The 24,304-nt window shown below is 67.4% G+C and carries 18 protein-coding genes; 3 read left to right on the top strand and 15 right to left on the bottom strand.

All coding sequences use genetic code 11. The features are described 5' to 3' along the window. Positions 1 to 93: 93 nt before the first annotated feature. The gene (gene pgeF / locus ACVN9Z_RS14410) at positions 94 to 858 is read right to left on the bottom strand and encodes a peptidoglycan editing factor PgeF (protein ID WP_006389397.1); all 765 of its coding nucleotides are present in this window, start codon (positions 856 to 858) and stop codon (positions 94 to 96) included. Then, positions 846 to 1,856 carry an RluA family pseudouridine synthase gene (locus ACVN9Z_RS14405; RefSeq protein WP_006389396.1) on the bottom strand — a complete coding sequence of 337 codons (1,011 nt, stop codon included), beginning with the start codon at positions 1,854 to 1,856 and terminating at the stop codon, positions 846 to 848. Before ACVN9Z_RS14405 ends, pgeF begins: the two co-directional genes overlap by 13 nt. Positions 1,857 to 1,963: 107 nt before the next feature. Between ACVN9Z_RS14405 and ACVN9Z_RS14400 the strand changes: the two genes are divergently transcribed. Beyond that, positions 1,964 to 2,752, top strand: coding sequence for an outer membrane protein assembly factor BamD (locus ACVN9Z_RS14400; protein ID WP_006389395.1), 789 nt, complete (start codon positions 1,964 to 1,966; stop codon positions 2,750 to 2,752). An 80-nt stretch (positions 2,753 to 2,832) separates the two neighbouring features. On the opposite strand, the gene ACVN9Z_RS14395 is transcribed toward ACVN9Z_RS14400, so the two are convergent. Next, entirely contained in the window at positions 2,833 to 4,920 is a 2,088-nt protein-coding gene (locus ACVN9Z_RS14395; protein ID WP_458213487.1) for an ATP-dependent DNA helicase, read from the bottom strand. A 227-nt stretch (positions 4,921 to 5,147) separates the two neighbouring features. On the opposite strand from ACVN9Z_RS14395, the gene tex reads away from it, so the two are divergent. Together tex and ACVN9Z_RS14385 are read left to right on the top strand one after the other, a co-directional pair. Then, positions 5,148 to 7,523: an RNA-binding transcriptional accessory protein Tex gene (tex, locus tag ACVN9Z_RS14390; RefSeq protein ID WP_024068156.1), complete on the top strand. Its 2,376-nt coding sequence runs from the start codon at positions 5,148 to 5,150 to the stop codon at positions 7,521 to 7,523. Between the two features lie 314 nt (positions 7,524 to 7,837). Next, positions 7,838 to 8,341 carry a hypothetical protein gene (locus ACVN9Z_RS14385; RefSeq protein ID WP_006389392.1) on the top strand — a complete coding sequence of 168 codons (504 nt, stop codon included), beginning with the start codon at positions 7,838 to 7,840 and terminating at the stop codon, positions 8,339 to 8,341. A 72-nt stretch (positions 8,342 to 8,413) separates the two neighbouring features. Here ACVN9Z_RS14385 and ACVN9Z_RS14380 read toward each other — a convergent pair whose 3' ends face one another. From ACVN9Z_RS14380 to ACVN9Z_RS14325, 12 genes are all read right to left on the bottom strand, one after another. Then, positions 8,414 to 9,766 (bottom strand): tryptophan--tRNA ligase, encoded by a 1,353-nt coding sequence (locus ACVN9Z_RS14380; protein ID WP_458213486.1) that lies wholly within the window; start codon positions 9,764 to 9,766, stop codon positions 8,414 to 8,416. Between the two features lie 142 nt (positions 9,767 to 9,908). Next, the gene (locus ACVN9Z_RS14375) at positions 9,909 to 10,232 is read right to left on the bottom strand and encodes a DUF3325 domain-containing protein (RefSeq protein ID WP_020924626.1); all 324 of its coding nucleotides are present in this window, start codon (positions 10,230 to 10,232) and stop codon (positions 9,909 to 9,911) included. Between the two features lie 6 nt (positions 10,233 to 10,238). Continuing rightward, a complete protein-coding gene (locus ACVN9Z_RS14370) occupies positions 10,239 to 11,951 on the bottom strand; it encodes a PepSY-associated TM helix domain-containing protein (RefSeq protein WP_458213485.1) in 1,713 nt (570 codons plus the stop codon). Continuing rightward, positions 11,948 to 12,229 (bottom strand): DUF3649 domain-containing protein, encoded by a 282-nt coding sequence (locus ACVN9Z_RS14365; RefSeq protein WP_053498021.1) that lies wholly within the window; start codon positions 12,227 to 12,229, stop codon positions 11,948 to 11,950. Before ACVN9Z_RS14365 ends, ACVN9Z_RS14370 begins: the two co-directional genes overlap by 4 nt. A 23-nt stretch (positions 12,230 to 12,252) precedes the next feature. Continuing rightward, positions 12,253 to 12,885, bottom strand: a complete 633-nt coding sequence (locus ACVN9Z_RS14360) for a DUF4198 domain-containing protein (RefSeq protein ID WP_458213484.1) — start codon at positions 12,883 to 12,885, stop codon at positions 12,253 to 12,255. A 148-nt stretch (positions 12,886 to 13,033) separates the two neighbouring features. Then, on the bottom strand, positions 13,034 to 15,535 hold the full coding sequence (locus ACVN9Z_RS14355) for a TonB-dependent siderophore receptor (RefSeq protein WP_109433523.1): 2,502 nt from the start codon (positions 15,533 to 15,535) through the stop codon (positions 13,034 to 13,036). A gap of 88 nt (positions 15,536 to 15,623) precedes the next feature. Next, positions 15,624 to 16,592: a FecR domain-containing protein gene (locus ACVN9Z_RS14350; protein ID WP_458213483.1), complete on the bottom strand. Its 969-nt coding sequence runs from the start codon at positions 16,590 to 16,592 to the stop codon at positions 15,624 to 15,626. Then, positions 16,585 to 17,118: a sigma-70 family RNA polymerase sigma factor gene (locus ACVN9Z_RS14345; protein ID WP_458213482.1), complete on the bottom strand. Its 534-nt coding sequence runs from the start codon at positions 17,116 to 17,118 to the stop codon at positions 16,585 to 16,587. Before ACVN9Z_RS14345 ends, ACVN9Z_RS14350 begins: the two co-directional genes overlap by 8 nt. A 120-nt stretch (positions 17,119 to 17,238) precedes the next feature. Then, positions 17,239 to 18,330 carry a cell division protein ZapE gene (gene zapE, locus ACVN9Z_RS14340; RefSeq protein ID WP_006389384.1) on the bottom strand — a complete coding sequence of 364 codons (1,092 nt, stop codon included), beginning with the start codon at positions 18,328 to 18,330 and terminating at the stop codon, positions 17,239 to 17,241. Between the two features lie 76 nt (positions 18,331 to 18,406). Further along, complete coding sequence (gene lpdA, locus ACVN9Z_RS14335; protein WP_006389383.1) at positions 18,407 to 19,834, bottom strand: dihydrolipoyl dehydrogenase; 1,428 nt, start codon at positions 19,832 to 19,834, stop codon at positions 18,407 to 18,409. 120 nt (positions 19,835 to 19,954) lie between these two features. Next, positions 19,955 to 21,187 (bottom strand): 2-oxoglutarate dehydrogenase complex dihydrolipoyllysine-residue succinyltransferase, encoded by a 1,233-nt coding sequence (gene odhB / locus ACVN9Z_RS14330; protein ID WP_020924633.1) that lies wholly within the window; start codon positions 21,185 to 21,187, stop codon positions 19,955 to 19,957. A gap of 103 nt (positions 21,188 to 21,290) precedes the next feature. Then, positions 21,291 to 24,158 carry a 2-oxoglutarate dehydrogenase E1 component gene (locus tag ACVN9Z_RS14325; protein WP_006389380.1) on the bottom strand — a complete coding sequence of 956 codons (2,868 nt, stop codon included), beginning with the start codon at positions 24,156 to 24,158 and terminating at the stop codon, positions 21,291 to 21,293. Positions 24,159 to 24,304 lie beyond the last annotated feature (146 nt).

Below are 24,304 nucleotides of genomic sequence, written 5' to 3'. Positions count from 1 at the left end.
TGATGTTGCATGTCGGGTCCAGGGCTGTCAATGCGGGTATTCAATGAGGCAGCCAGGGCCGCCCGCCCGCGCGTGCGGCCGCTTTGCGCGGGATCAAACCGGATCGAGCCAGGCCAGCAAGGCCATCCTGCCGGTCTCGCCGTCGCGCCGGTAGGAAAAGAACCGCTCCGCGTCCGCCACCGTGCACAGCCCGCTCAGGCTGATGTCCTGCACGCCGGCGCGGCGCAGACGGAATTGCGCCAGTCCGGCCAGGTCGGCCAGCCATTTGCCAGGCACGCCCGGGCGCGGCCGGAAATACCGTTCGGCGGCGGGGTCATCGGCCATGAAGGCGTCCAGCACGTCACGCCCGACCTCGAAGGCGTCCGGCCCGATACCGGGGCCGATCCAGGCGCGCCACGCGGTGGCATGCGGCGCCTTGGCGCGCATCGCCGCCAGGGTGTGCTCCAGCACGCCGCCAGACAGGCCGCGCCAGCCGGCATGCGCCGTGCCCAGGACCCGCCCGCCCGCGTCGGCAATGACCACCGGCAGGCAGTCCGCCACCATCACGGCCAGCACGCGGCCCGGTTGCGCGGTGACGCTGGCGTCCAGCGCGGGTTCGTCGGGCAGGCCGGCCGCGTCGGCATCGACCACCTCGCTGCCATGCACCTGGCGCAGCCATAAGGGTTCGGCCGGCAGCGCGGCCCGCAAGCGGCGGCGGTTCTCTGCCACGGTGTCGGGATCATCGCCGGCACGGCGCCCCAGGTTGAGGGTGTCATGCGGGGCAACGCCCACGCCGCCGGCCCGGGTGGTGCAGAAATAGTTGACGCCGGCCCAGGCGGGGCCGGTCACGACGGGCAAGCCTTCAATCACGCGTTCCATGCGATCGCTTCCTGGACCAGGGTCATGTCCGCCGGCACGGGGGCGGCGAACTGGACCTCGCCACGCCCGCCCGGATCGTCGAAATGCAGGGCGCGGGCATGCAGCATCTGCCGCTGCGCGCCCGCGATGTTCTTGCCACCGTAGATCGTATCCGCCAGCAGCGGATGGCCGAGGCTGGCCAGGTGCACGCGGATCTGGTGGGTGCGGCCGGTCTCCAGGCGACAGACCACTTCGGTGGCGCGGCCGCCGGGATCGATCTGGCCGCGTCGCGCGGGCGCGTAGTGGGTGACGGCCGGCTTGGGCGCCACCGGCCGTTCGACGCTCATGCGCACCGGCACCCGCGGATCGCGCCCGATCGGGCGGTCGACCTTGCCGGCGGCGGCCAGCCAGCCATGCGCCAGCGCCACATATTCGCGGCCCATGCTGCGCGCCTGCAGCTGGCGCACCAGGTGCGTCTGGGCGATTTCGTTGCGCGCCACCACCATCAGGCCGGACGTATCCTTGTCCAGCCGGTGAACGATGCCGGCGCGCGCCACCTGGGCCAGTTCCGGATACCGGTGCAGCAGGCCGTTGAGCAGCGTGCCGCTCCAGTTGCCGGCGCCAGGGTGCACCACCAGGCCGGCCGGTTTGTTCACCACGATCCAGTCGGGGCTTTCATCCACCACGGGAAAATCGATCGCCTCCGGCGCGAACGCCAGGGCTTCCGGCGCGGGCTGGGCCCAGACGGCGATCTCGTCGCCCGGGCCGACGGTCTGGCGGACCTTGCCAGGCGCGCCATTCACCTGTACGTTGCCAGCCTCGATCCAGCCTTGCAGGCGGCTGCGGGAATGATCCGGCAACAACCCCGCCAGCACCTTGTCGAGCCTATCGGCGCGCGTGCCCGACGGCACCGTTACAAGTTGCGGCTCGCCCCGCTGGTTTTCACCGGAGGATTCGCCGGGAAAGCCCAGGAGTTCATCGTCGGAAACGAGATCTGCGGGGGTGGCTGTATCAGACATGGAGACAAATCATATAATCAGCCTGCCATGCTAACACCAAGGATACGATTCTCGTGATTCACCACTCCGCAGCTCCCTTGAACCCCGCCTCCCGAAGCGGGTCGGTTTTGCGCGTGGTTATCGCGCTATTTGCCGTCATCGCGATCGCCGGTTGCGGTTCGACCAACAGCAAGTACGACAAGACCACCAACTGGAGCGCTGAACAGCTCTACGCCGACGCCAAGGCCGAAATCTCGTCGGGCGGCTGGAAGGAAGCCCGCGAGCGACTGACCGCCATCGAAAGCCGCTACCCGTTCGGCGTCTACGCCCAGCAGGCCCTGCTTGAACTGGCCTACGTCAACTGGAAGGACGGTGAAAACGAACAGGCCCTGGCCGCGATCGACCGCTTCCAGCAGCTCTACCCGAACCACCCCGGCACCGACTACGCGCTGTATCTGAAAGGCCTGATCAACTTCACGCCCGCCAGCGCCTTCATGAGCAGCATCACCGGCCAGGATCCGGCCGAGCGCGACCCGAAGGGCCTGCGCGCTTCCTACGACGCGTTCAACGACCTGATCAAGCGCTACCCGGAAAGCAAGTACACCCCGGACGCCGAAAAGCGCGTTGCGTGGCTGGTCAACACCATCGCCATGAACGAAGTCCACGTGGCCCGCTACTACTACGAGCGCGGCGCCTACATCGCCGCGGCGAACCGCGCGCAGACCGTCATCACCGACTTCGAGGGCGCCCCCGCCACCGAAGAAGCGCTCTACCTGATGGTGCAGTCCTACGACAAGCTCGGCATGACCGAACTCAAGAACGACTCGCAGCGCGTGTTCGACAAGAACTTCCCCAACAGCACGTTCAAGGACAAGGGCCTGAAGGCTGACAAGAGCTGGTGGAATCCGTTCAACTGAACTGAACACCGCCGCATGGGAAAAAGCCCTTCGACGAATCGAAGGGCTTTTTTTTGGATCCGTGTCGTCCTCTTGTGGTCCTATTCCTGCTTGCGCCGGTAGAAGGCCAGCACTTCCTCCAGTTCGCGCGTCCGCGCGAAGGGCGGCAGGCCGCGCCACAGTCGCTTGCCGTAGGGCTTCTCGACCAGTCGGGCATCGCCCACCATCAACACCCCCCAGTCGGATTCCGTCCGAATCAGGCGGCCGGCCCCCTGCTTGAGCGAGATGGCCGCCTCGGGCAATTGGTATTCCGAGAAGGGATTGCCGCCGTGGGCGCGGCAGGCGCGCAGCCGCGCCTCGATCACCGGGTCGTCCGGCGGCGCGAACGGCAGCTTGTCGATCGCCACCAGCGTCAGCACGTCGCCCGGCAGGTCGATGCCTTCCCAGAAACTGGCGCTGCCGACCAGCACCGGATGGGTCAGCTTGCAGAACCTGTCCAACAGATCGCGGCGGGTGCCCTCGCCCTGCTTGAGCAACGGCCAATCGTGGCCGGCATCGTCGAAAGCGTCGGCCAACAGGTTGGCGACCTTGTCGACCGCGCGCAAGGTGGTGCACAGCACCAGCGTGCCGCCCGGGCTGGCCTGCAGCAACGGCAGCAACGTCTGCACGAAACGGTCGAGGAACTGCGGCGACTGCGGTTCAGGCATGCCACGCGGCACGAACAGCAGCGCCTGCTCGGGATAGTCGAAAGGCGATTCCCACTTGCCGGTGCGCGCTCGCTCCAGCCCCAGCTGGCTGGTGAAGTGGGTGAACTCGCCGTTCACCGACAGCGTGGCCGAGGTCATGATCCAGGCCTGCCCGGGCTTGCGGTATTTGGAAAAAGCCTGCGCCACCGACAGCGGCGCGGAATGCAGCCGCACGTGATGCTGGCCATGCTCGACCCAGCGCACCGCCGGGCCGGTCCATTCACCTGCCGCCGCCGCGCCTTCGAGAATGGCCGTCGGCGTGGACAGGCCGTCCGCCAGCGCCGCCACGGACGCGGGCGCCTGGTCGTCGCGGCCCCAGCCTTCATCATCGAAACCGGAGCCCCCCGCATCGCGCCCGGGCGTGGCCCAGCGTTTCAGGCGCACCGCGATCTCGGCGCCGCTGCGCGCGGCCGCCACCAGGTCGGGATGCCGCTCGGCGACCGAGCCCAGCGCGTTGGTGGCGACGTCGATCGCTTCGCGCAGCACCGCCAGCGCGGTGTCGAACTCCTCGGCATTGGGAATGGCCTCGAACGTGGCCTTGCGGCCCGGCATCCGGTCCAGTGGCGCACAGGCCAGGCGCAACTCGCGCGCCGCCGTCTCGACGTGGCGCGCCACGTCGCTCCATTTGGTGGCTTCGCGCGCATAGGCCAGGCCCGCGGCCTCCAGCGCGCGGCCAAAGTCCAGCAACTGGTGGGTCGACACGCTGCTGCCCAGGAAACGGGTGGCGGTGTCGGGCAGTTGATGGGCTTCGTCGAAGATGACGGTGTCGGCCTCGGGCAGCAGATCGGTGACGCCCTCTTCGCGCAGCACCAGGTCGGCCATGAACAGCGCATGGTTCACCACCACCACGTCGGCCTCCTGGGCCTGGCGGCGGGCCTTCACCACGAAGCAGTCGCGGATGCGCGGGCATTCCTGGCCCAGGCAGTTCTCGCGGGTCGAGGTAACGCGCTGCCAGATATCCGCATCTTCGGGCACCTGCGCCAGGTCGCTGCGGTCGCCCGTCTTGGAAATGCCGGCGAATACCTGGATCTGGCGCAATTGCTGGATCTCGGAACGCGATTTCAGCGCCCGGTCGTCTCCCTGCAGGCGATCCAGGTGGTAATGACAGACATAGTTGCCGCGGCCCTTGAGCAGCGCGGCCGTGACAGGCGCGGCCAGCGCGGCGCGCACGCGCGGCAGGTCGCGGGCGAACAGTTGGTCCTGCAGTGTGCGGGTGCCGGTCGAAATCAGCACCTTGCCGCCCTGGATGAAGGCGGGTACAAGATAGGCCCAGGTCTTGCCGATGCCGGTGCCAGCCTCGGCCACCAGGGTGGCGCGGTCCCGGATGGCCTCGCCAATGGCCTGGGCCAGCTCCACTTGGGACGGGCGCGGCTTGTAGCCGGGCAAGGCCGACGCGAGCGGGCCGTCCTCGGCGAAGAATTCGGAGATGTCCAGGTCCAGCATGGAAACAGCCTAGCGTCGCAAGCGACCGTGCCGGGGGACGGTCGGGGCGCCAGACACTGAGTGGGTGGGAAAGGATCAAATGATACCCGCTGGCGCCGCCCTTTTCCGCCGCAAGCGTCGCAAACGATGCACCAGAGGGGGACGGATGCATCCCGCCTGGCACTTTCTGTAACAGCGGCTTATGGCACAATCCGCCCCTTGTTTTTCCTTTTTGCCGTCGTATCGAGATGTCTGAAACTTCCGTTATCACGAACGTCGCCGCCGGCGTCGACAATGCCCGTATCGTGGCCCAGCTCGCCACCGAGCTTGGCGCCCGCGCCTCCCAGATCGCCTCGGCAGTGGAACTGCTGGATGACGGCGCCACCGTGCCGTTCATCGCACGCTACCGCAAGGAAGCCACCGGCGGCCTGGACGACACCGTCCTGCGCAACCTGGAAGTGCGCCTGGGCTACCTGCGCGAACTCGAAGAGCGCCGTGGCGCGATCCTCGAATCGATCTCGCAGCAAGGCAAGCTCACGCCCGAACTGCAGCAGGAAATCGCCACCGCCGATACCAAGCAGCGCCTGGAAGACCTGTACGCGCCGTACAAGCCCAAGCGCCGCACCCGCGCCCAGATCGCGCGTGAGGCCGGCCTGGAACCGCTGGCCGACGCCATCCTGGCCGACACCGCGTGCGATCCGGCCGCGCTGGCCGCCCAATACCTGAATCCCGAAGCCTCGATCAACGATGCCAAGGCGGCGCTGGACGGCGCCCGCGACATCCTGGCCGAGCGCTACGCCGAGAACGCCGACCTGCTGGCCGACATGCGCGAGCACCTCTGGTCCACCGGCTATCTGTATTCCAAGATGGTCGACGGCAAGGAAACCGAAGGCGCCAACTTCCGCGACTGGTTCGACTTCAACGAGCCGCTGCGCACGCTGCCGTCGCACCGCATCCTGGCGCTGTTGCGCGGCCGCCAGCAAGGCGTGCTGGAAATCCGCCTGGGCCTGGAAGCCGAACTCGAAGCGCAACTGCCGCATCCCTGCGTGGCGCGCATCGCCAGCTTCCTCAAGCTGGGCAACGGCCTGTTCGCGCTGGACGCCTCGCCGCGCGCGCGCTGGCTGGGCGAAGTCTGCCGCTGGACCTGGCGCGTCAAGCTGGTGACGGCCTTCGAAAGCGAACTGATCGGCCGCCTGCGCGAGACCGCCGAGGCCGAAGCCATCCGCGTGTTCGCCGCCAACCTGAAGGATCTGCTGCTGGCCGCGCCGGCCGGCCCCAAGGCCGTGCTGGGCCTGGATCCCGGCATCCGCACGGGCTGCAAGGTGGCGGTGATCGACCGCACCGGCAAGGTGGTCGACACCACCACTGTCTACCCGTTCGAGCCGCGCCGCGACCGCGAGGGCACCATCAACACCCTGGCCGCGCTGGTTGCGCGCCATAAGGTCGACCTGATCGCCATCGGCAACGGCACCGCCTCGCGCGAAAGCGAGAAGCTGGTGGGCGACATGCAGGAACGCTTCCCCGACCTGAAGGTGACGCGGGTGGTCGTGTCCGAGGCCGGCGCCTCGGTCTATTCGGCCTCCGAGACCGCCGCCCAGGAATTCCCCGACCTGGACGTGACGCTGCGCGGCGCCGTGTCGATCGCGCGCCGCCTGCAGGATCCGCTGGCGGAACTGGTCAAGATCGATCCCAAGGCCATCGGCGTGGGCCAATACCAGCACGACGTCAACCAGCGCGAGCTGGCGCGTTCGCTGGACGCGGTGGTCGAGGATTGCGTGAACGCGGTCGGCGTCGACGTCAACACGGCATCCGCGGCGCTGTTGGCGCGCGTGTCGGGCCTGAACTCGCTGCTGGCCAAGAACATCGTGGCGTGGCGCGACGAGAACGGCGCCTTCCCCACCCGCGAGCAACTGCGCAAGGTGCCGCGCTTTGGCGACAAGGCGTTCGAACAGGCCGCCGGCTTCCTGCGCATCCCCAACGGCGACAACCCGCTGGACGCCTCGTCGGTGCACCCGGAAGCCTATCCGGTGGTCGAGCGCATCGTCGCCAAGATCAAGGCGGAAGTGAAACAGATCATCGGCCAGCGCGACGCGCTCAAGGGCGTGTCGCCGTCCGATTTCACGGACGAACGCTTCGGCCTGCCGACGGTGCGCGACATCTTCGCCGAACTGGAAAAGCCCGGCCGCGATCCGCGTCCCGAGTTCAAGACCGCGCAGTTCAAGGAAGGCGTCGAGACCCTCAACGACCTGTACCCCGGCATGGTGCTCGAAGGCGTCGTGACCAACGTCGCCAACTTCGGCGCGTTCGTCGACATCGGCGTGCACCAGGACGGCCTGGTCCACATCTCGGCATTGGCCGAGAAGTTCGTGAAGGATCCGCGCGACGTCGTGCGCGTCGGCCAGACGGTCAGCGTGAAGGTGCTGGAAGTGGACGTGGCGCGCAAGCGCGTGGCCCTGACCATGCGCCTGAACGACACCGCCGCCCCGGCGCGCCGAGGCGCCGATGCCCCCAAGGGCGGCGATCGTCCCGGACGCCGTCCCCAGGGCGACAATGGCCGCGGCAACGCCGGCGGCGCCGGCATGAACAGTGCCATGGCCGACGCATTCGCCAAGCTCAAGCGTTGAATCGCGCCTGGCCGGCTCCCCCTTCCGGGAGCCGGCCAGGCGGCGTCGCAGCACCTTCCGACCGGCGCCCAGGCGCCGGTTGTCGTTCAACCTAGGACTTTCCCGCGGTTGCTACCTTTCCTTGCGTTCTCTCAAGCCGGATTCAACAAAAATAAGCGAAAATATCGAATTGTGTCCAAATAATAAAAGCCGGCGAAGTCGGGTCCGCACGGCAGTGGCACACCCATGATCAGGCGAGCTGCGGCGCAAGCGCCTATCGGGTAGAAGCACAAGAAAAATAGCGCCATACCTGAGAGACCGGAGATCCGCCCGCCATGCGCAATACCATTACGCTTGCCGCCAACGAAACGGCAACCATTACCGAAAAGGAAGCCAGCCTGAGCGGCGCCTACAACGAAGTCACCCTGGGCCAATACGCTCACCTGAAGGTGGACGGCGCCGAGGTCACCTTCAAGCACATCACGCTGGAACGCCTGGGCAGCCGCATCATCGAACTGACCAACGGCGCGCAATTGCATGTCGGCGCGCTCGGCTTTGCCAGCATGGGCGCAAGCATCATCTACCGTATCGGCGCCGGCTGTGTCCTGACCTTCGACGCCAGCCAGTGGGATCCGGAAGTCGTGGCCAACACCACCTTCGATTTCGCCAGCCAGGGCAGCGGAACGCTGAAGTACTTTCCGTTCATCAACCCGGAATGGCTCGATTGCCCGACGGTCACCGGCTATTCGGAAGGCGACATGCTCGAGATCGCCGGCCAGGGCAATGCGCAGCGCTTCCAGGTGCGCGACGGCCGCATCGTCTCCGCCGGCGCGCGTTAAGCGGTATCGGTTTCGGATTACAAACGACAAGGGCGGCGCAATCGCGCCGCCCTTGTTGTTGCGCTCGCGGCGTTATTCCTGCGCCATCGACAGCAACGCGTCGCGCGCTTTCGCCAACTGCGCCTGCGCGTCACCGGCGGCGCCCGCGGGCGCCGCCGCCACGACCGCGCCGTCCAGTACCGCGGCCAGGCCATCGGCGGTGGCTTGCAACAGCGCTTCTGGCGATTCCGACTGCAGGCGTCGCATCAGCGCGCCGGCCTCCTTGGGGTCGGCAAAACGTTGCGACAGCAGCAGTTCCTCGCCATCCGCGGCCAGCAGGCGGAAGCGGAAGCCGCCGTTTTCATCGCGGAAGCTGACGAAGCGCGCGCCCTTGCCCTTTTCCTTCTTGGCCTGCGCCTGCTTGCCCGGCGCCTGCGCATTCAGGTTGCGCAGGCCCACGGCCTCGCGCAGCTCGCGCATCATCGGCACCGCCAGCTTGCGCGCCTTGGCGGCGCCCGCCTGCAACACGTCTTCGATGCGGCCGGGGTTGGCCATCAGGTCGAAGTAGCGCTCGCGCATGGGCGCCAGCAGGTTCTCCAGATGGTCGTAGAGCGCCTGCTTGGCCTCGCCCCAACCCAGGCCTTGCTCGAGCTGCTGGCGGAACGCCGTGGCCTGTTCATGCGTGGCGAAGGCGCGATAGATGGTGTACAGGTGCGAGCCTTCGGCGTCCTTGGGTTCGCCTGGTTCGCGCGAGTCGGTGACGATGCGCATGATCGAGGCGCGCAGGGCCTTGGCGCCGCCCTCGAACAACGGGATGGTGTTGTTGTAGCTCTTGGACATCTTGCGACCGTCCAGGCCCGGCAAGGTGGCCACGTCTTCTTCGATGGCAACCTCGGGCAGCGTGAAGTACTCGCGGCCGTACAGGTGGTTGAAGCGCTGGGCGATGTCGCGCGCCATTTCCAGGTGCTGGATCTGGTCGCGGCCCACCGGCACCTTGTTGGCGTTGAACATGACGATGTCCGCGGCCATCAGCACCGGATACGAGAACAGGCCCATGGTCACGCCATCGTCGGGGTCCACGCCCTTGGCCACGTTCTGGTCGACCGAGGCCTTGTAGGCATGCGCGCGGTTCATCAGGCCCTTGGCCGTGACGCAGGTCAGCAGCCAGCTCAGTTCGGGGATCTCGGGGATGTCCGACTGGCGATAGAAGGTCACGCGGTCCGGGTCGAGCCCCACCGCCAGCCAGGTGGCGGCGATCTCAAGCCGCGAGCGGGCCACGCGGGCCGGGTCGTCGCACTTGATCAGCGCGTGGTAGTCGGCCAGGAAGAAAAACGCGTCGACACCCGGTTGCGTGCTGGCCTGGACCGCCGGGCGGATCGCGCCAGCGTAGTTGCCGAGGTGAGGGGTTCCGGAGGTGGTGATGCCAGTGAGGACGCGGGTATTCATGGACGATGAAGGCGTTTGCTTGGTGAAACGCCCAGTGTAACGTGCCGCGCGGGGCGCCTGAATGACCGGCGCCGCCCGGGCGCGATGCCGCCCCTGCGCGGCGGGTGCGCGCGCGGACGCGGACACCAGGCCGACGGTGCGCCTACAGGACGGCCAGCAAGGGCGCAGCCACCGCGCACAGCCCGCCGGCCGTCAACGCGGCGCGTGGGCGGAAGGTCAGGAACCAGATCAGCAGCAGGCCCGCGATGCTGAGGATGCCGATCCATTCGACGGTGCCGTAGCTCCAGCCCCAGACCGCGGCCGAGGCGCACAGGGACAGCGCCAGCGCCAGCCAGCCGAAGGTGCGCAGCGGCACGCGATGGCGGCGCGGCAAGGCGCGGTCGAACAGGTCTTCGTAGTGACGGTCCATGCCCAGGCACAGGGCGGAGAACCCCGCGTAGGCCAGGCAGAAGGCGGCGAGCGTCATGGCGTATCACCTCGGTTCATAGGCGGCTTCGGAAGGCGTGGCTTGCGCCATCGCGGACGCGACCGGCGCGCGCGGCCGGGCGACGGGTTGGGCTGGCGTGTCGGGTTGGGGTCGGGCCTGGACTTGCGCCGGCGCCGCCGTCCGGGCCGCGGCCTTGCCGCCGGCCTTGGCCGGCGCCTTGCGCGCGCGGGCGGCCTTGCGCGCCATCCAGCCCAGCAGCAGCGCGCCCGCCAGGCAGGTCAGGTCGAAACCGGCCATCACCCAGTCACCGGTCGGCAGGGACACGCCCAGGTGGCGCGAGGTGGTCACGGCGTTGATCACCGGCACCAGCGCCAGCGACGCGGCGGCGGCCGAGAGCAGATCCACCCATTTGCGCTTGTGGAACACGAAGGCGTACACCAGCGACAGGCCCCAGGCCGCGAAGAACGCCCGCACTTCCCATAGCGGGCGGCCCGGCAGGTCGGCCGGCGCCAGGCGGTTGGCCCAGAAGAACGCGGCGACCGCGATGAACAGGCCAGCGATGGTGCCGGCGTTCAAGCCATCGACCAGGCGCAGCGAGAAGGCCTCGCGTGCGCCGGGGCGCGCTTTCTGGCGCCGTTTGGCGATCCACAGCACCAGGCCGGAACCGACCATGCCGGTGCCCGCCAGACTGACCAGGAAATAGAACCAGCGCAACAGCGGTTCGGCAAACAGGCCCAGGTGCAGCCCGACGATCACGCCAGCGGTGCGCACGGTGGGGCTGAGCTCGTCCTGCCCTTCCTGGAAGGCGCCGGTGACACCGTCAAAGCGCGCGTAGGGCGCGAGCCGGCCATAGGACACGCCGTCCGCCGCATCGCGCGTCAAGGTGACGGTGGCGCCGGCGTCGCCGGGGTTGTTGACCGTGACGCGGCCGACCCGGCCCTGCCAACGCTGCTCGACCTGCTCCACCAGCGGCGCCAGCGCGACCAGCGGCGCAGGTTCGTTACGCGGTGGCGTGACCTTGAACCCGGGGAATACATCGTCGGAATACTGGCGCGGGTTTTCGTAGACCGCCAGGATGCCTGCCGGCATCAGCATGGTCGCAAACAGCACCAGGCCGCTGAACGTGATCATCAGGTGGAATGGCAGCCCCAGCACCGACAACGCGTTGTGGCCGTCCATCCAGGCCCGCTGGCCGCCCTTCTTCGGGCGGAACGTGAAGAAATCGGCGAAGATCTTCTTGTGGGTGATGATGCCGCTGATGATCGCCACCAGCATGAACATGCCGGCGATGCTGGCGAGCCAGCGCCCCCATGGGAACGCCGTTTCGAGTTCGAAGTGGAAGCGGTAGAAGAAATCCCCGCCGCGCGTCTCGCGCCCTTGGACGGCCTGGCCGGTCCGCGGATCGAGCTTGACGCGCACGAAACCGCGCTCGCCCGGCTTGGGCTTGGGCACCTGGTACAGCAGCTGGATCAGCGGTTCGCGGTCGGTCGGCGGCGTGATGAACCAGCGCTTGGCGTCGGGCGCATGCTCGGTCAGGTAACGCTGCGCCATGGTCACGGATTCGAGCGTGGGCGCGGCCTGCGCCTGGATCTCCGGCTGCATCCAGCGGGTGATTTCGGGGCGGAAGAATGACAGCGTGCCGGTCAGGAACATGGCGAACAGCACCCAGCCGAAGATCAAGCCCGACCAGGTGTGCAGCCACGACATGGATTGGCGCAGGCCCTCTTCGCCTTGCGCTTTTCCGGTACTGGGTTTCATGCGCCCCCCACCATGCGGCCGATCAGGAACAGGCCGCCGAACAGCGCCGCCGGCAACAGGATGCCGGCCCAGGCGCGCCAGGCGTTGCGGGTGGCGAACACCCAGATGACGCCACAGGTGTAGACCACGAAGGCCGACATCTGCGCCGTGACGACGGCATCGGCGCGCTGCATGGGCAGCCAGATGGCCAGGCAGGCCGCGGCCGCCGAGGCCAGGCCGTAGCCGCCGAGGATGGCGGCCAGGGCCCGCGAGGCCACGGCCAGACGGTAGCGCATCATGCCTGCGCCGGCTGCGGGAGCTTTCACTTGGTCACGTTGAAGGTCAGGGTGGAAACGTAGCGGATCTTGGCGTAGGCCTTGCCGTCGGCCTCGCCGGCCTTGTCCTCGACGTGGGCGGCTTCCAGCACGTACTGGCCCGGCCACGGCGTGGTGATCTCGATGCGGCCGTTCTCGTCGCTGCGCAAGCGCTTTTCCCACTTGGGCGGGCCGAACACGGTGACTTCGGTCTTGGCCAGCGGCTTGCCCTTGAACTGCAGCACGAAGGTATTGCTGCCCGCCGCGGCCGGCACCAGTTCCAGGTCGAGCTTGCCCTGGGTGTCTTCGCGGCCGGCCTTGGCGCCGTACTGCATCAGCGTGTCCTTGAACTGGATCGGCTGCGACAGGCGCACATCGCCCTTGCCGCTGGCGGCGAACTCGACGAAATCCGCCCCCTGGGCCGACGCCTTGAGCGCCTTGCCGTCGGCGCCGGTGACCACCGGCGCCACCAGGACCTTGCCCAGCAGGCCGTCGCGCCTTTCGCGCAGGTCGTCCGCCCATTCGCCGAAGTACGCCTTTGCCGGCCCCTGGTCGGCCCGCTCGAGCCAGACGAAGTGCGCCTGCGCCGCGCCGGCGCTGCCCAGCAGCGCCACGGCTGCCAAAGTCCTTGCGAATTTCATTGTCGATTTTCCTGTTGTGGATGCCGATCCGGAATCGCCCCGCGGCAGGTTCCGTGTCGATTGGGCTTGAATTATAACCATTCTCACTACGATGCGAGAGACTGCCTGAAAGCGTGTCCGTGGCCCGGCCGCGGACACGCCGGCCACGCTACCAGCGATAGCGCAGGCTGGCCTTGATCGAGCGCTGGTAGCCGTACCAGCACCACGAATCGCCCGAGCACGATGCGATGTATTCCTTGTCGAACAGGTTCTGGACGTTCAACGCCACCTGCATGCCCTTGAGCGACGGCGACACACGGCCCATGTCGTAGTCCAGCATCAGGTCGAACAGCGTCACCGATGGCACCTTCATGGTGTTGGCCTCGTCGCCGTACGACGACCCGATGTAGCGCACGCCGCCGCCCACGCCCAGGCCGGCCAGCGGGCCGCCCTGCAACTGATAGCGGGCCCAGGCCGAGGCCTGCTGTGACGGCACGCCCACCGGCGCCTTGCCCTTCAGGTTCAGGCCCGTGGTGCCGGGGTTGGCCTTGGAGTAGGCGTTGTCCAGCAGCGAATAGCCGGCCATCAGCGTCAGGCCGCGCAGCGGTTCGGTCTTGGCCTCCAGCTCGATGCCCTGCGTGCGCAGTTCGCCGGACTGGATCTGGCAACGCGCGTTCGAGGTGCCGCACAGGTGCGTCGGATCGGGATCGGTGGTCAGCATGTTCTCGCGGCGGATGTCGAATGCCGCCACCGACAGCAGGGTCGCGCTGCCCGGCGGCTGGTACTTGATGCCGACCTCGTACTGGTTGCCCTCGATCGGCTTGAACGGCGCATTGTTCCAGCCCGTGCCCGACTGCGGCTCGAACGATTCGGAATAGCTGAAGTACGGCGCCACGCCGTTGTCGAAGTTGTAGATCACGCCGAAGCGGCCGGTGAAGGCCTCGGCGCGCAACGACGAGGGCGTGGTGCGGCCGGTGGCGATGGCGGTGCTTTCGCCGACATTGCGCGACCAGTCGTAGCGGCCGCCCAGCAGCACCGAAAGGCGATCGATCTTGATCTGGTCCTGGAAGTACAGGCCGGTCTGGTACTGCGTGGTGGTGGCGTCGGTGGAGAACGCCGGCACCGGGATGTCCTGGCGGTTGTCCGGGTTCATCACGTTCAGCGGAGGCGCGCTGCCGAAGCCCGACAGCGTGTCGGTCTTGACGTGCTGGTAGTCGAAGCCCAGCAGCACCGTGTGGCCGAAGGCGCCGGTATCGAAGCGCGCCTGCAGGTTGTTGTCGATGGTCAGCGCGCCGACCTCGACGTCGGTCGCGATCGCGGCGCGCTGCTGGTACAGGTAGCGGCTGTCGGTGTAGCCGTAGAAGCGGCTGGAGGCGCCGTAGACGCTGCGGTACTTGGCGTCGGAATGGGTCCAGCGCAGGCTCTGCGTCGCCTTCAGGTTGTCATTGAAGCGGTGATCCAGCACGTAGCCGAGCGAATAGCTCTTGCGATCGCTCTTTTCGAAGTTGGCGTCGCCGTCGTAGTAGCGCGGCGACAGGCGGATGCCATCCGGCGCCGACAGCAGCGAGCGCATGGGCGGCACAGCGCCATAGGAGCCCATGTCGGGATCGCGCTGGAAGTTCGTCAGCACGGTCAGCGAGGTATCGCCGTTGGGCTTCCAGGTGAAGGCCGGCGAGACGAAATAGCGGCGCTCCTTGGTGTGGTCGATCTGGCCGTCGGACATGTAGCCCGATCCCACCAGGCGGTACAGGTACCTGCCGTCCGCATCCAGCGGGCCGCCGAAGTCGAAGTTGGCGCGCCGGTAGTCGTAGTTGCCGACCTGCAGCTCGACTTCGTGCAGGGCTTCTTCCAGCGGCCGCTTGCTGACCTGGTTGACCACCCCGCCCGGGCCGCCCTGCCCGTACATCACCGAGGCCGGTCCTTTCAGCACGTCCACGCGTTCCAGGCGGTAGGCGTCCACCTGCGGCAGGGCGTCGCGCCCGCCGAACACGCGCAAGCCGTCCAGGTAGGTCGACGCGGAAAAACCGCGCACGCTGAACTGGTCCAGCCGCGTAGCCGTGGCGCCGCGCGTTTCGGTCGCCACGCCGGGGGTGTAGCGCAGCACCTGGTTCAGCGTCTGCGCGCCCTGCTCCGCGATCTGCTCGCGCGTGACCACGGACACCGATTGCGGCGTCTCGATCAGCGGGGTATCGGTCTTGGTGGCGCTTACGCTGGCGCTGGCCACGTAGCCCACGGTCGGCGCCAGCGCGCTCAAGGAGCTGCCCGACACCGTCACGGGCGCCAGCGTCTGCGTGTCGCCAGCGGGCGCCGCCACCAGCGTCCAGGTGTTGCCCGCCTGGGCCCGCGCCTGCAGGCCGCTGCCTGCCAGGATGCGGGCGAAGCCCGCACCCACCGGATAGGCGCCGTCCAGGCCTTCGGAACGCAGGCCGCGCACCTGCGCCGGATCGAACGACAGCACCACGCCCGCGTTGCGCGCGAATTGGGTCAGCGCGTCGCCCAGCGGACCGGCGGCGATCTGGTAGGTGCGCGGCGCCTGGGCCGCGGCGGGCGACGCTTGCGCCCAGGCGGCGGGCGCGGCGGCCAGCCAGGCGCCGGCGCAAGTGGCGGCAAGCACGGCCAGGCGGCCGGCGGTCAAGGGTGCGCCCAGGCGCGGGCAAGATGAAGCGGACACGAAAACTCCCTGTACGTAGGTCTCTATCTCTGCCTTTCCGTACCAGGAAGGAAAACCTGCAATGCGCCGGCCGGGAAATTTGTAACGTTCAGGCCGTGCGCGGCCCCACCTGCAGCCAATACTGCGTGTGACGCGTCACCACGATAGGCAGGGCCGGCTCAAGCGCCTTGAGTGCGCGCTCGGCATCGTCCAGCGGGAAGACGCCCGACAGCCGCAGGCCCGCCACCGCCGGATCCACCCGGATCAGGCCGACCCGGTGGCGCGCCAGGTAGTCGGCGAAATAATCCAGGCGCCAATCCTTGGCCACCACCAGGCCGTCGACCCAGGCCAGGCGATCCGGATCCGCCGCCTGCCGTTCGACGCCGCCCTGGTCGTCGTAGCCCAGGCGTTCGCCCGCGTCGGCGGTCTGGGTGGACAGGCCTTCGCGCTGCAGCGCGACGCTGCCCTCGTAGACGCCCAGTCGCGCGCCGTGAGGCGTGCGGCGCACGTCGAAACGCGCGCTCCCGGCCAGCAGCACGCCATAACCGGTATCCACCCGCAATGCCGGAGCGCCCGGGCGCGATTGCGCATCGACCAGGATCTCGCCGCGCAGCAGATGGATGCCGCGCGCGCCGTCTTCCAGCCGCAGCCGCAGCGCGCTATCGCTGTTCAGGGTGATGTGCAAGCCGTCGGCCACCACCACCGCGCGCCGCTCGCCGATGCCGGTGCTCAGATCGGCGGCCAGGCGCTGCCAGGGCGCGTGCCGATAGCCAGCCCAGCCCGCCATGCCCACGCCGGCCAGTGTCAGCACATCGCGCAAGATGGCGCGCCTGCGTGGCATCGCCGGGCCTTCCAGCGCCGCATGCGCCAGCGCGGCCGGCACGCGGCGGGCATCGCGGCCGATCCTTTCCAGCCGCTCCCAGGCCTTGCGGTGCGCCGGGTCCCGCGCCAGCCAGGCATGACAGGCCTCGCGATCGCCGGCGTCGGCCACCCCCGATTGCAGGCGCGCCCACCAGGCGATCGCTTCGCGCACGACCGCCTCGGACGGCATGGCGGCGCGGTCGACCGCGCTAGTCATGAAGCGCGGCATAACAGGCCGACATGGCGCGCACCATGTACTGCTGCACTGAACTGACCGACACGCCGAGCCTCTGGGCGATTTCGGGATAGGTCAGGCCGTCCAGCTGCGACAGCAGGAAGGCCGAACGCGCCTTGGGCGGAAGGCTGTCGAGCAGGCGGTCAAGTTGCATCAGGGCCTGCATCTGCTCGGCCTGTGTCTCGGGCGACGGCGCATGGGCCTCGGGCAGGTCGGCCAGATAGGCCAGGTAGGCATGTTCCAGCGCCGCGTGGCGCTGATGATCGATCACCAGCCCCTTGGCGATGGTGGTCAGCAGCGCCCGAGCCTCGCCAGCCCGCACCGTCTTGCGGCCCTGGATCACGCGCACGAACACGTCCTGCGCCAGGTCCTCGGCGCGATGCGCGCATCCGAGCTTGCGGCGCAGCCAGCCGAACAGCCAGGGCCGATGGTCCCGGTACAGGCCGTCGACCTGCGTGGCGGGCGCATCGGCGCAGGAGGCCGGAGACGAAAGGATGGGGGAGGACACGGGAAGACTGCGGCGCGGGACCAGAAGTCTTCGGATGTTAATTGATAATGACTTGCATTACCAACGCAAATGCCGCAAATTGCGCCACGTCCGCCCCGCGGGCGGACGCTTGCGGCATAACTACAACGTTGCGGTCAGGCGGCGTTCCGACTCGAGGTATTCGCGCGACTGCATTTCCAGGATGCGCGATACCGTGCGATGGAACTCGTTGGCGAGCGCGCCCTCGGTGTAGATCTCTTCCGGCTCGCATTCGGCCGACATGATCAGCTTGACGCGATGGTCGTAGAAGACGTCGATCAGCCAGGTGAAACGGCGCGCCTCGGAAGCCTGGCGCGGACCCATGCGCGGCACGCCGGACAGGATCACCGCATGGAAGCGGTTGGCCAGTTCCAGGTAGTCGTTCTGCGAACGCGGGCCGCCGCAAAGCGTGGCGAAGTCGAACCACACTACCGAACCAGCCAGCGCCAGCGCGCGGATTTCGCGATGCTCGATATGCAGCAGCGGCTCCTGCGGCGGCGTATCGGCCAGGCTGTCGAAGGCCCGCTGCAACGCCTGCTGCGCATGCTCGTCCAGCGGCGTGTGGTAGCACTGCACCTGCTCCAGCGACCGGCGGCGATAGTCGACGCCGGCGTCCACATTCATCACGTCCATGCGCGCCTGGATCAGCTCGATCGCCGGCAGCACGCGGTCGCGGTGCAGGCCGTCGGGATACAGCGTCGACGGTTCGTAGTTGGACGTCATGACGAACGAGGTGCCGTATTCAAACAGCTTGAACAGCAGGCGGTGCAGGATCATCGCGTCCGCCACGTCCGACACGTGGAACTCGTCGAAGCAGATCAGGCGGTAGCGCTTGGCGACGCGCTTGGCGACCTCGTCCAGCGGGTCCTGCATGCCCTTCACTTCTTCCAGCTCGCGATGCACGCCGCGCATGAACTCGTGGAAGTGCAGGCGCGTCTTGCGCACCACCGGCACGGTGGCGTAGAAGGCGTCCATCAGGAAGCTCTTGCCGCGCCCCACCCCGCCCCACAGATAGACGCCACGCGGCACATCGGGGCGGTTCAGCAGCTTCTTCAGGGCGTTCGAGCGCATCGCCTTGAACTTGACCCACTCGTCGTAATAGCGCTGCAGCCGGTCGATCGCCTTCTTCTGGGCTTCGTCGGGCTTGTAGCCGCGTTCGGCCAGGGCGTGTTCGTAGTATTCGCGGACGTTCATGGAGATGGCACAGGCAAAAGAAAAAAAGGGCGGGTCCGAAAACCCGCCCCCTTTGGCAGAGCCGCAGCGTGGCGGATCAGAAGTTCAAGGCGCGCTTGTCGACGGCCAGGGCGGCTTCCTTCACGGCTTCCGACAGCGTCGGGTGCGCGTGGCAGATGCGGGCGATGTCTTCGGCGGCGCCGCGGAATTCCATGATGGTCACGGCTTCCGAGATCAATTCCGAGGCCATCGGGCCCACGATGTGCACGCCCAGGACCTCGTCGGTCTTGGCGTCGGCGATCACCTTGGCAAAGCCGGTGGTGTCGCCCAGCGCGCGGGCGCGGCCGTTGGCCAGGAACGGGAAGCTGCCGGCCTTGTACTCGCGGCCTTCGGCCTTGAGCTGCTGCTCGGTCTTGCCGACCCAGGCGATTTCCGGCGAGGTGTAGATCACCCACGGCACGGTGTCGAAGTTGACGTGGCCGTGCTGGCCGGCGATGCGCTCGGCAACCGCCACGCCCTCTTCCTCGGCCTTGTGCGCCAGCATCGGCCCGCGCACCACGTCGCCCACTGCCCAGACGTTGGGCAGGTTGGTCTTGCAGTCGCCGTCCACGGCGATGAAGCCGCGCTCGTCGAGCTTCAGGCCTACCGCGTCGGCGTTCAGGCCGCCGGTGTAGGGCACGCGGCCGATCGAGACGATCAGCTTGTCCACCACCAGCTTCTGCTCGGCGCCCTTGGCGTCGACGTAAGGCACGGTCACCGACTTGGCGGTCGCCTTGATCTCGCCGATCTTGACGCCCATCTGGATGTTCAGGCCCTGCTTGGTGAAGGCCTTGAGGGCTTCCTTGGCCACTTGCTGGTCGGCGGCGGCCAGGAACTCCGGCATCGCTTCCAGGATGGTGACTTCCGCGCCCAGGCGGCGCCACACGCTGCCCATTTCCAGGCCGATCACGCCGGCGCCGATCACGCCCAGCGTCTTCGGCACGGCGCCGATGTTCAGCGCGCCATCGTTGGACAGCACGACCTTTTCATCGAACGGCAGGCCGGGCAGCTCGCGCGCCGACGAACCGGTGGCGACCACCACGTGCTTGGCAACCAGGTCTTCCTCGGCGGTGCCGGTGACCTTGATGGCCCAGCCGCCCTCGACCTGGCCGGCGAACGCGCCCTTGCCGTGGAAGAAGGTGACCTTGTTCTTCTTGAACAGGTACAGGATGCCGTCGTTGTTCTGCTTGACCACCGAGTTCTTGCGGCCGATCAGCGTGTCGAGCTTCAGGCTGACGCCCTTGACTTCGATGCCGTGCTCGGCGAAGTGGTGGTTGGCCTGCTCGAAGTGTTCGGACGATTGCAGCAGCGCCTTGGAGGGGATGCAGCCGACGTTGGTGCAGGTGCCGCCGGGAGCCGGGCCGCCTTGGCCATTCTGCCAGGCGTCGATGCAAGCCACCGACATGCCGAGCTGCGCGGCGCGGATGGCGGCGATGTAGCCGCCGGGGCCCGCGCCGATGACGACGACGTCGAATTGTTTGGACATAGTGTTCTCGCGAATGAGGAGGGAGTGAAACTCGCCCCGGCCCGCGCTGGCCGGCCCCTGGGGCCGGCCGGGCGCCGCCGACACGAGGGTCGCGCGGACGCCGGGCTCAGGGCGCCGAGATTACAGGTCCAGCAACAGGCGCTGCGGATCTTCCAGGGCGTCCTTCATGGCGACCAGGCCCAGCACGGCTTCGCGGCCGTCGATGATGCGGTGGTCGTAGGACAGGGCCAGGTAGTTCATCGGGCGGATGACGATCTGGCCGTTCTCCACCACGGCGCGTTCCTTGGTGGCGTGCACGCCCAGGATGGCCGATTGCGGCGGGTTGATGATCGGGGTCGACAGCATCGAGCCGAACACGCCACCGTTGGAGATCGAGAACGTGCCGCCGGTCATCTCTTCGATGCCCAGCTTGCCGTCGGCGGCGCGGCGGCCGAAGTCGGCGATGGTCTTTTCGATTTCAGCGATGGACAGCTGGTCGGCGTTGCGCAGGATCGGCACCACCAGGCCACGCGGGCTGCCGACAGCGATACCGATGTCGAAGTAGCCGTGGTAGATGATGTCCTTGCCGTCGATCGAGGCGTTGATCAGCGGGAACTTCTTGAGCGCGGCAACGGCGGCCTTGACGAAGAACGACATGAAGCCCAGCTTGATGCCGTGTTCCTTCTCGAACTTGTCCTTGTACTTGTTGCGCAGATCGATGACCGCTTGCATGTTCACTTCGTTGAACGTGGTCAGGATCGCGTTTTCCTGTTGCGACTGCAGCAGGCGCTCGGCGATGCGGGCGCGCAGGCGGCTCATCGGCACGCGCTGTTCCGGACGGCCGTCGAGCGACAGCGTGGTCGGGGCGGGGGCGGCCGGGGCCTTGGCCGGAGCGGCCTTGGCGGCGGGGGCGCTGGCGTTCAGGGCGTCGCCCTTGGTGACGCGGCCGTCACGGCCGGTGCCGGCCACGCTGGCGGCGTCCACGCCCTTTTCGGCGAGGATCTTGGCGGCGGCGGGCGAAGCCACGCCGGCGGCGGCGGTGGAGGCGGGAGCGGCCGGGGCAGCGGCGGCTTGCGCGGCGGCCTTGGGCGCTTCGGCGGCGGGGGCGGTGGCCGGGGTGGCGGCGGCCTTGCCGGCGGTGTCGATACGGGCCAGGACTTCGCCCGAGGTCACGGTGCTGCCATCGCCCTTGACGATTTCAGCCAGCACGCCCGAGGCGGGGGCCGGCACTTCCAGCACGACCTTGTCGGTTTCGACTTCGATCAGGATTTCGTCCGCTTCGACGGCAGCGCCGGGCTGCTTCTTCCAGGTCAGCAGGGTCGCTTCGGAAACGGATTCGGAGAGTTGGGGGACGACGACGTCGGTGATAGCCATTTTGTTTATTCCGTAGAGTGTGTGTTCTGGACCGCGCGACACGGACAAAGTTCGAAACCGGGTTTCTGCACCTTGCCGCGCCCCGCGCGTGCATCGGGTTGGGTTACTTGGTCAGCATGGCCTTGAACTTGGGCGCGAAAGCCGCTTCGATCAGCGCCTTTTGCTGCTCCTGGTGCTTGGCCAGGTAGCCCACCGCCGGCGAAGCCGACGCGGCGCGACCGGCGTAGCCCAGCTTCTGGCCTTCGACCATGTTCTCGTACACGTGATGCTGAACGTAGAACCACGGGCCCTGGTTCTGCGGTTCGTCCTGGACCCAGATCACTTCGGTTGCCTTCGGGTACTTGCGCAGTTCGGCCTCGAACGACTTGTGCGCGAACGGGTACAGTTGCTCGACGCGGATGATGGCGACGTTGTCGGCGCCACGTTCACGGCGGGCATTGACCAGATCGTAGTAGACCTTGCCCGAGCAAGCCAGCACGCGCTTGACCTTGGCGGCGTCGATGGCCTCGTCGACCTCGCCGATCACCGGGCGGAAGCTGCCGCCGGCCAGTTCGGTCAGGGGCGAGCCGGCGTCCTTGTTGCGCAGCAGCGACTTGGGCGTGAACAGCACCAGCGGCTTGCGGAACGGACGGATCATCTGGCGGCGCAGCACGTGGAAGATCTGCGAAGCCGAGGTCGGCTGGATCACCTGCATGTTGTTGTCGGCGCACAGCTGCAGGAAGCGCTCGATGCGGCCCGACGAGTGCTCGGGACCCTGGCCTTCGTAGCCGTGCGGCAGCATCAGGGTCAGGCCCGACTGGCGGCCCCACTTGGCTTCGCCGGAGCTGATGAACTGGTCGATCACGACCTGGGCGCCGTTGACGAAGTCACCGAACTGGCCTTCCCAGATGGTCAGCGTGTTGGGTTCGGCGCTGGAGTAGCCGTATTCGAAGCCCAGCACGGCCTCTTCGGACAGCACCGAGTCGATCACGGTGAACGGGGCCTGGCCTTCCGAGACGTTCTGCAGCGGAATGTAGGTGCCGTCGTTCCAGCGTTCGCGGTTCTGGTCGTGCAGCACGGCGTGGCGGTGCGTGAACGTGCCGCGGCCCGAGTCCTGGCCGGTGATGCGGATGGCGTAGCCCGACGACACCAGCGTGGCGAAGGCGAGGTGTTCGCCCATGCCCCAGTCCAGGTTCATCTCGCCCTTGGCCATGGTGCGGCGGTCGTTCAGCAGCTTGGCGACCAGCGGGTGCACCGTGAAGCCTTCCGGCACGGTGGTGATGCGTTCGCCGATGCGCTTGAGCTCGGCCAGCGGCACGGCGGTGTCGGCCTGGTCGGTCCACTTGGCGCCCAGGAACGGCGACCAGTCGATGGCGTACTTGCTCTTGTAGTCGGTCAGCACCGGTTCGATGGTGCGCTGGCCGTCTTCCATCAGTTGGCGGTAGTCCTTGACCAGTTGGTCGGCTTCGCCTTCGGCCAGCACGCCCTGCGTGGTCAGCTTGTCGGCGTACAGCTTGCGCGTGCCGGGATGGTGGCCGATGCGCTTGTACATCAGGGGCTGCGTCAGCGACGGGGTGTCCTGCTCGTTGTGGCCCAGCTTGCGGAAGCAGACGATGTCGACGACGACGTCGTGGCGGAATTGCAGGCGGTAATCCAGGGCCAGCTTGGTGACGAACACGACGGCTTCGGGATCGTCGCCGTTGACGTGGAACACCGGCGCTTCGATCATCTTGGCCACGTCGGTGCAATACAGCGTCGAGCGCGAGTCGCGCGGATCCGACGTGGTGAAGCCGATCTGGTTGTTGATGACAATGTGCATCGTGCCGCCCGTGCCGTAGCCGCGGGTCTGGGCCAGGTTCAGGGTTTCCATCACCACGCCCTGGCCGGCGAAGGCCGCGTCGCCGTGCACCAGCACCGGCAGCACCTGCTTGCCTTCGGCGTCGCCGCGGCGTTCCTGGCGGGCGCGCGCGCTGCCTTCGACCACGGGGTTGACGATTTCCAGGTGGGACGGGTTGAACGCCAGCGACAGGTGCACCGGACCGCCACGGGTCGACAGGTCGCTCGAGAAGCCGTTGTGGTACTTCACGTCGCCGTCGGTCAGGCCTTCGGCGTGCTTGCCTTCGAACTCGGCGAACAGGTCGCCGGGCATCTTGCCCATGATGTTCACGAGCAGGTTCAGGCGGCCGCGGTGGGCCATGCCGACCACGATTTCCTGGACGCCGTTTTCACCGGCGTGGTTCACCACTTCGTCCATCGAGGCGATGAAGCTTTCGCCGCCTTCCAGCGAGAAGCGCTTCTGGCCGACGTACTTGGTGTGCAGGAAGCGCTCGAGGCCTTCGGATTCGGTCAGCTGCTGCAGGATGTGGCGCTTTTCCTCGGCCGTGTAGCTCGGCGCGCCCAGCGTGGTTTCCAGGCGTTCCTGGATCCAGCGCTTGGCGGCGGGGTCGGAGATGTGCGTGAATTCGGCACCGATGCTGCGGCAGTACGTGTCGCGCAGCGCCTTCAGGATGTCGCGCAGCGTCATGGTGCTGGCGGTCGTGAAGTAGGTGTTGGTGGCCGAGTAGGTCTGGTCCAGGTCGGCTTCGGTCAGGCCGTAGAAGGCCGGATCGAGTTCCGGGATCGGCGGACGTTCCTGGCGCTTGAGCGGATCCAGGTCGGCCCAGCGCGAACCGAGCGAACGGTAGGCGGCGATGAGCGATTGCACCGAGACTTGCTTGGAGGCGACGCTCAGGTCGGGTTCGGCGGCGCGTTGCACGAAGGCATTGGCCTTGGCGCGCTGGGCGAACGATTCGACGATGGGAGCGTGGGCCTGGTCGCGGGTGGATTCCTGGCCGTCGGTGGCGGGAGCGTGCTGCAGCTGGTCGAAGTATTCGCGCCAGTTGTCAGGTACCGAACCGGGGTTGTCGAGGTAGGCTTCGTAAAGCTCCTCAACGTAGGGGGCATTCCCCCCAAACAAGTAAGACGTGGATAGGGATTCTATTTCCGAAGACATAATCGCTTCACCTTTACGAGTGCTTCACTCGATTACGATGCAGGAAAACCTTCCGCGACACGGGCTTCCCGTTTAGCGGATAGCAGGGGCAGAAGGCGCGTACAAGCCTTGAAAGCCGTATGGATGAAAGTATAACCCTTTGAGTT

Source organism: Achromobacter sp. KK8 (assembly GCF_054188005.1).
The sequence above is the reverse complement of the archived record's forward strand: the minus strand, read 5'-3'. Positions and strand labels throughout refer to the sequence as shown.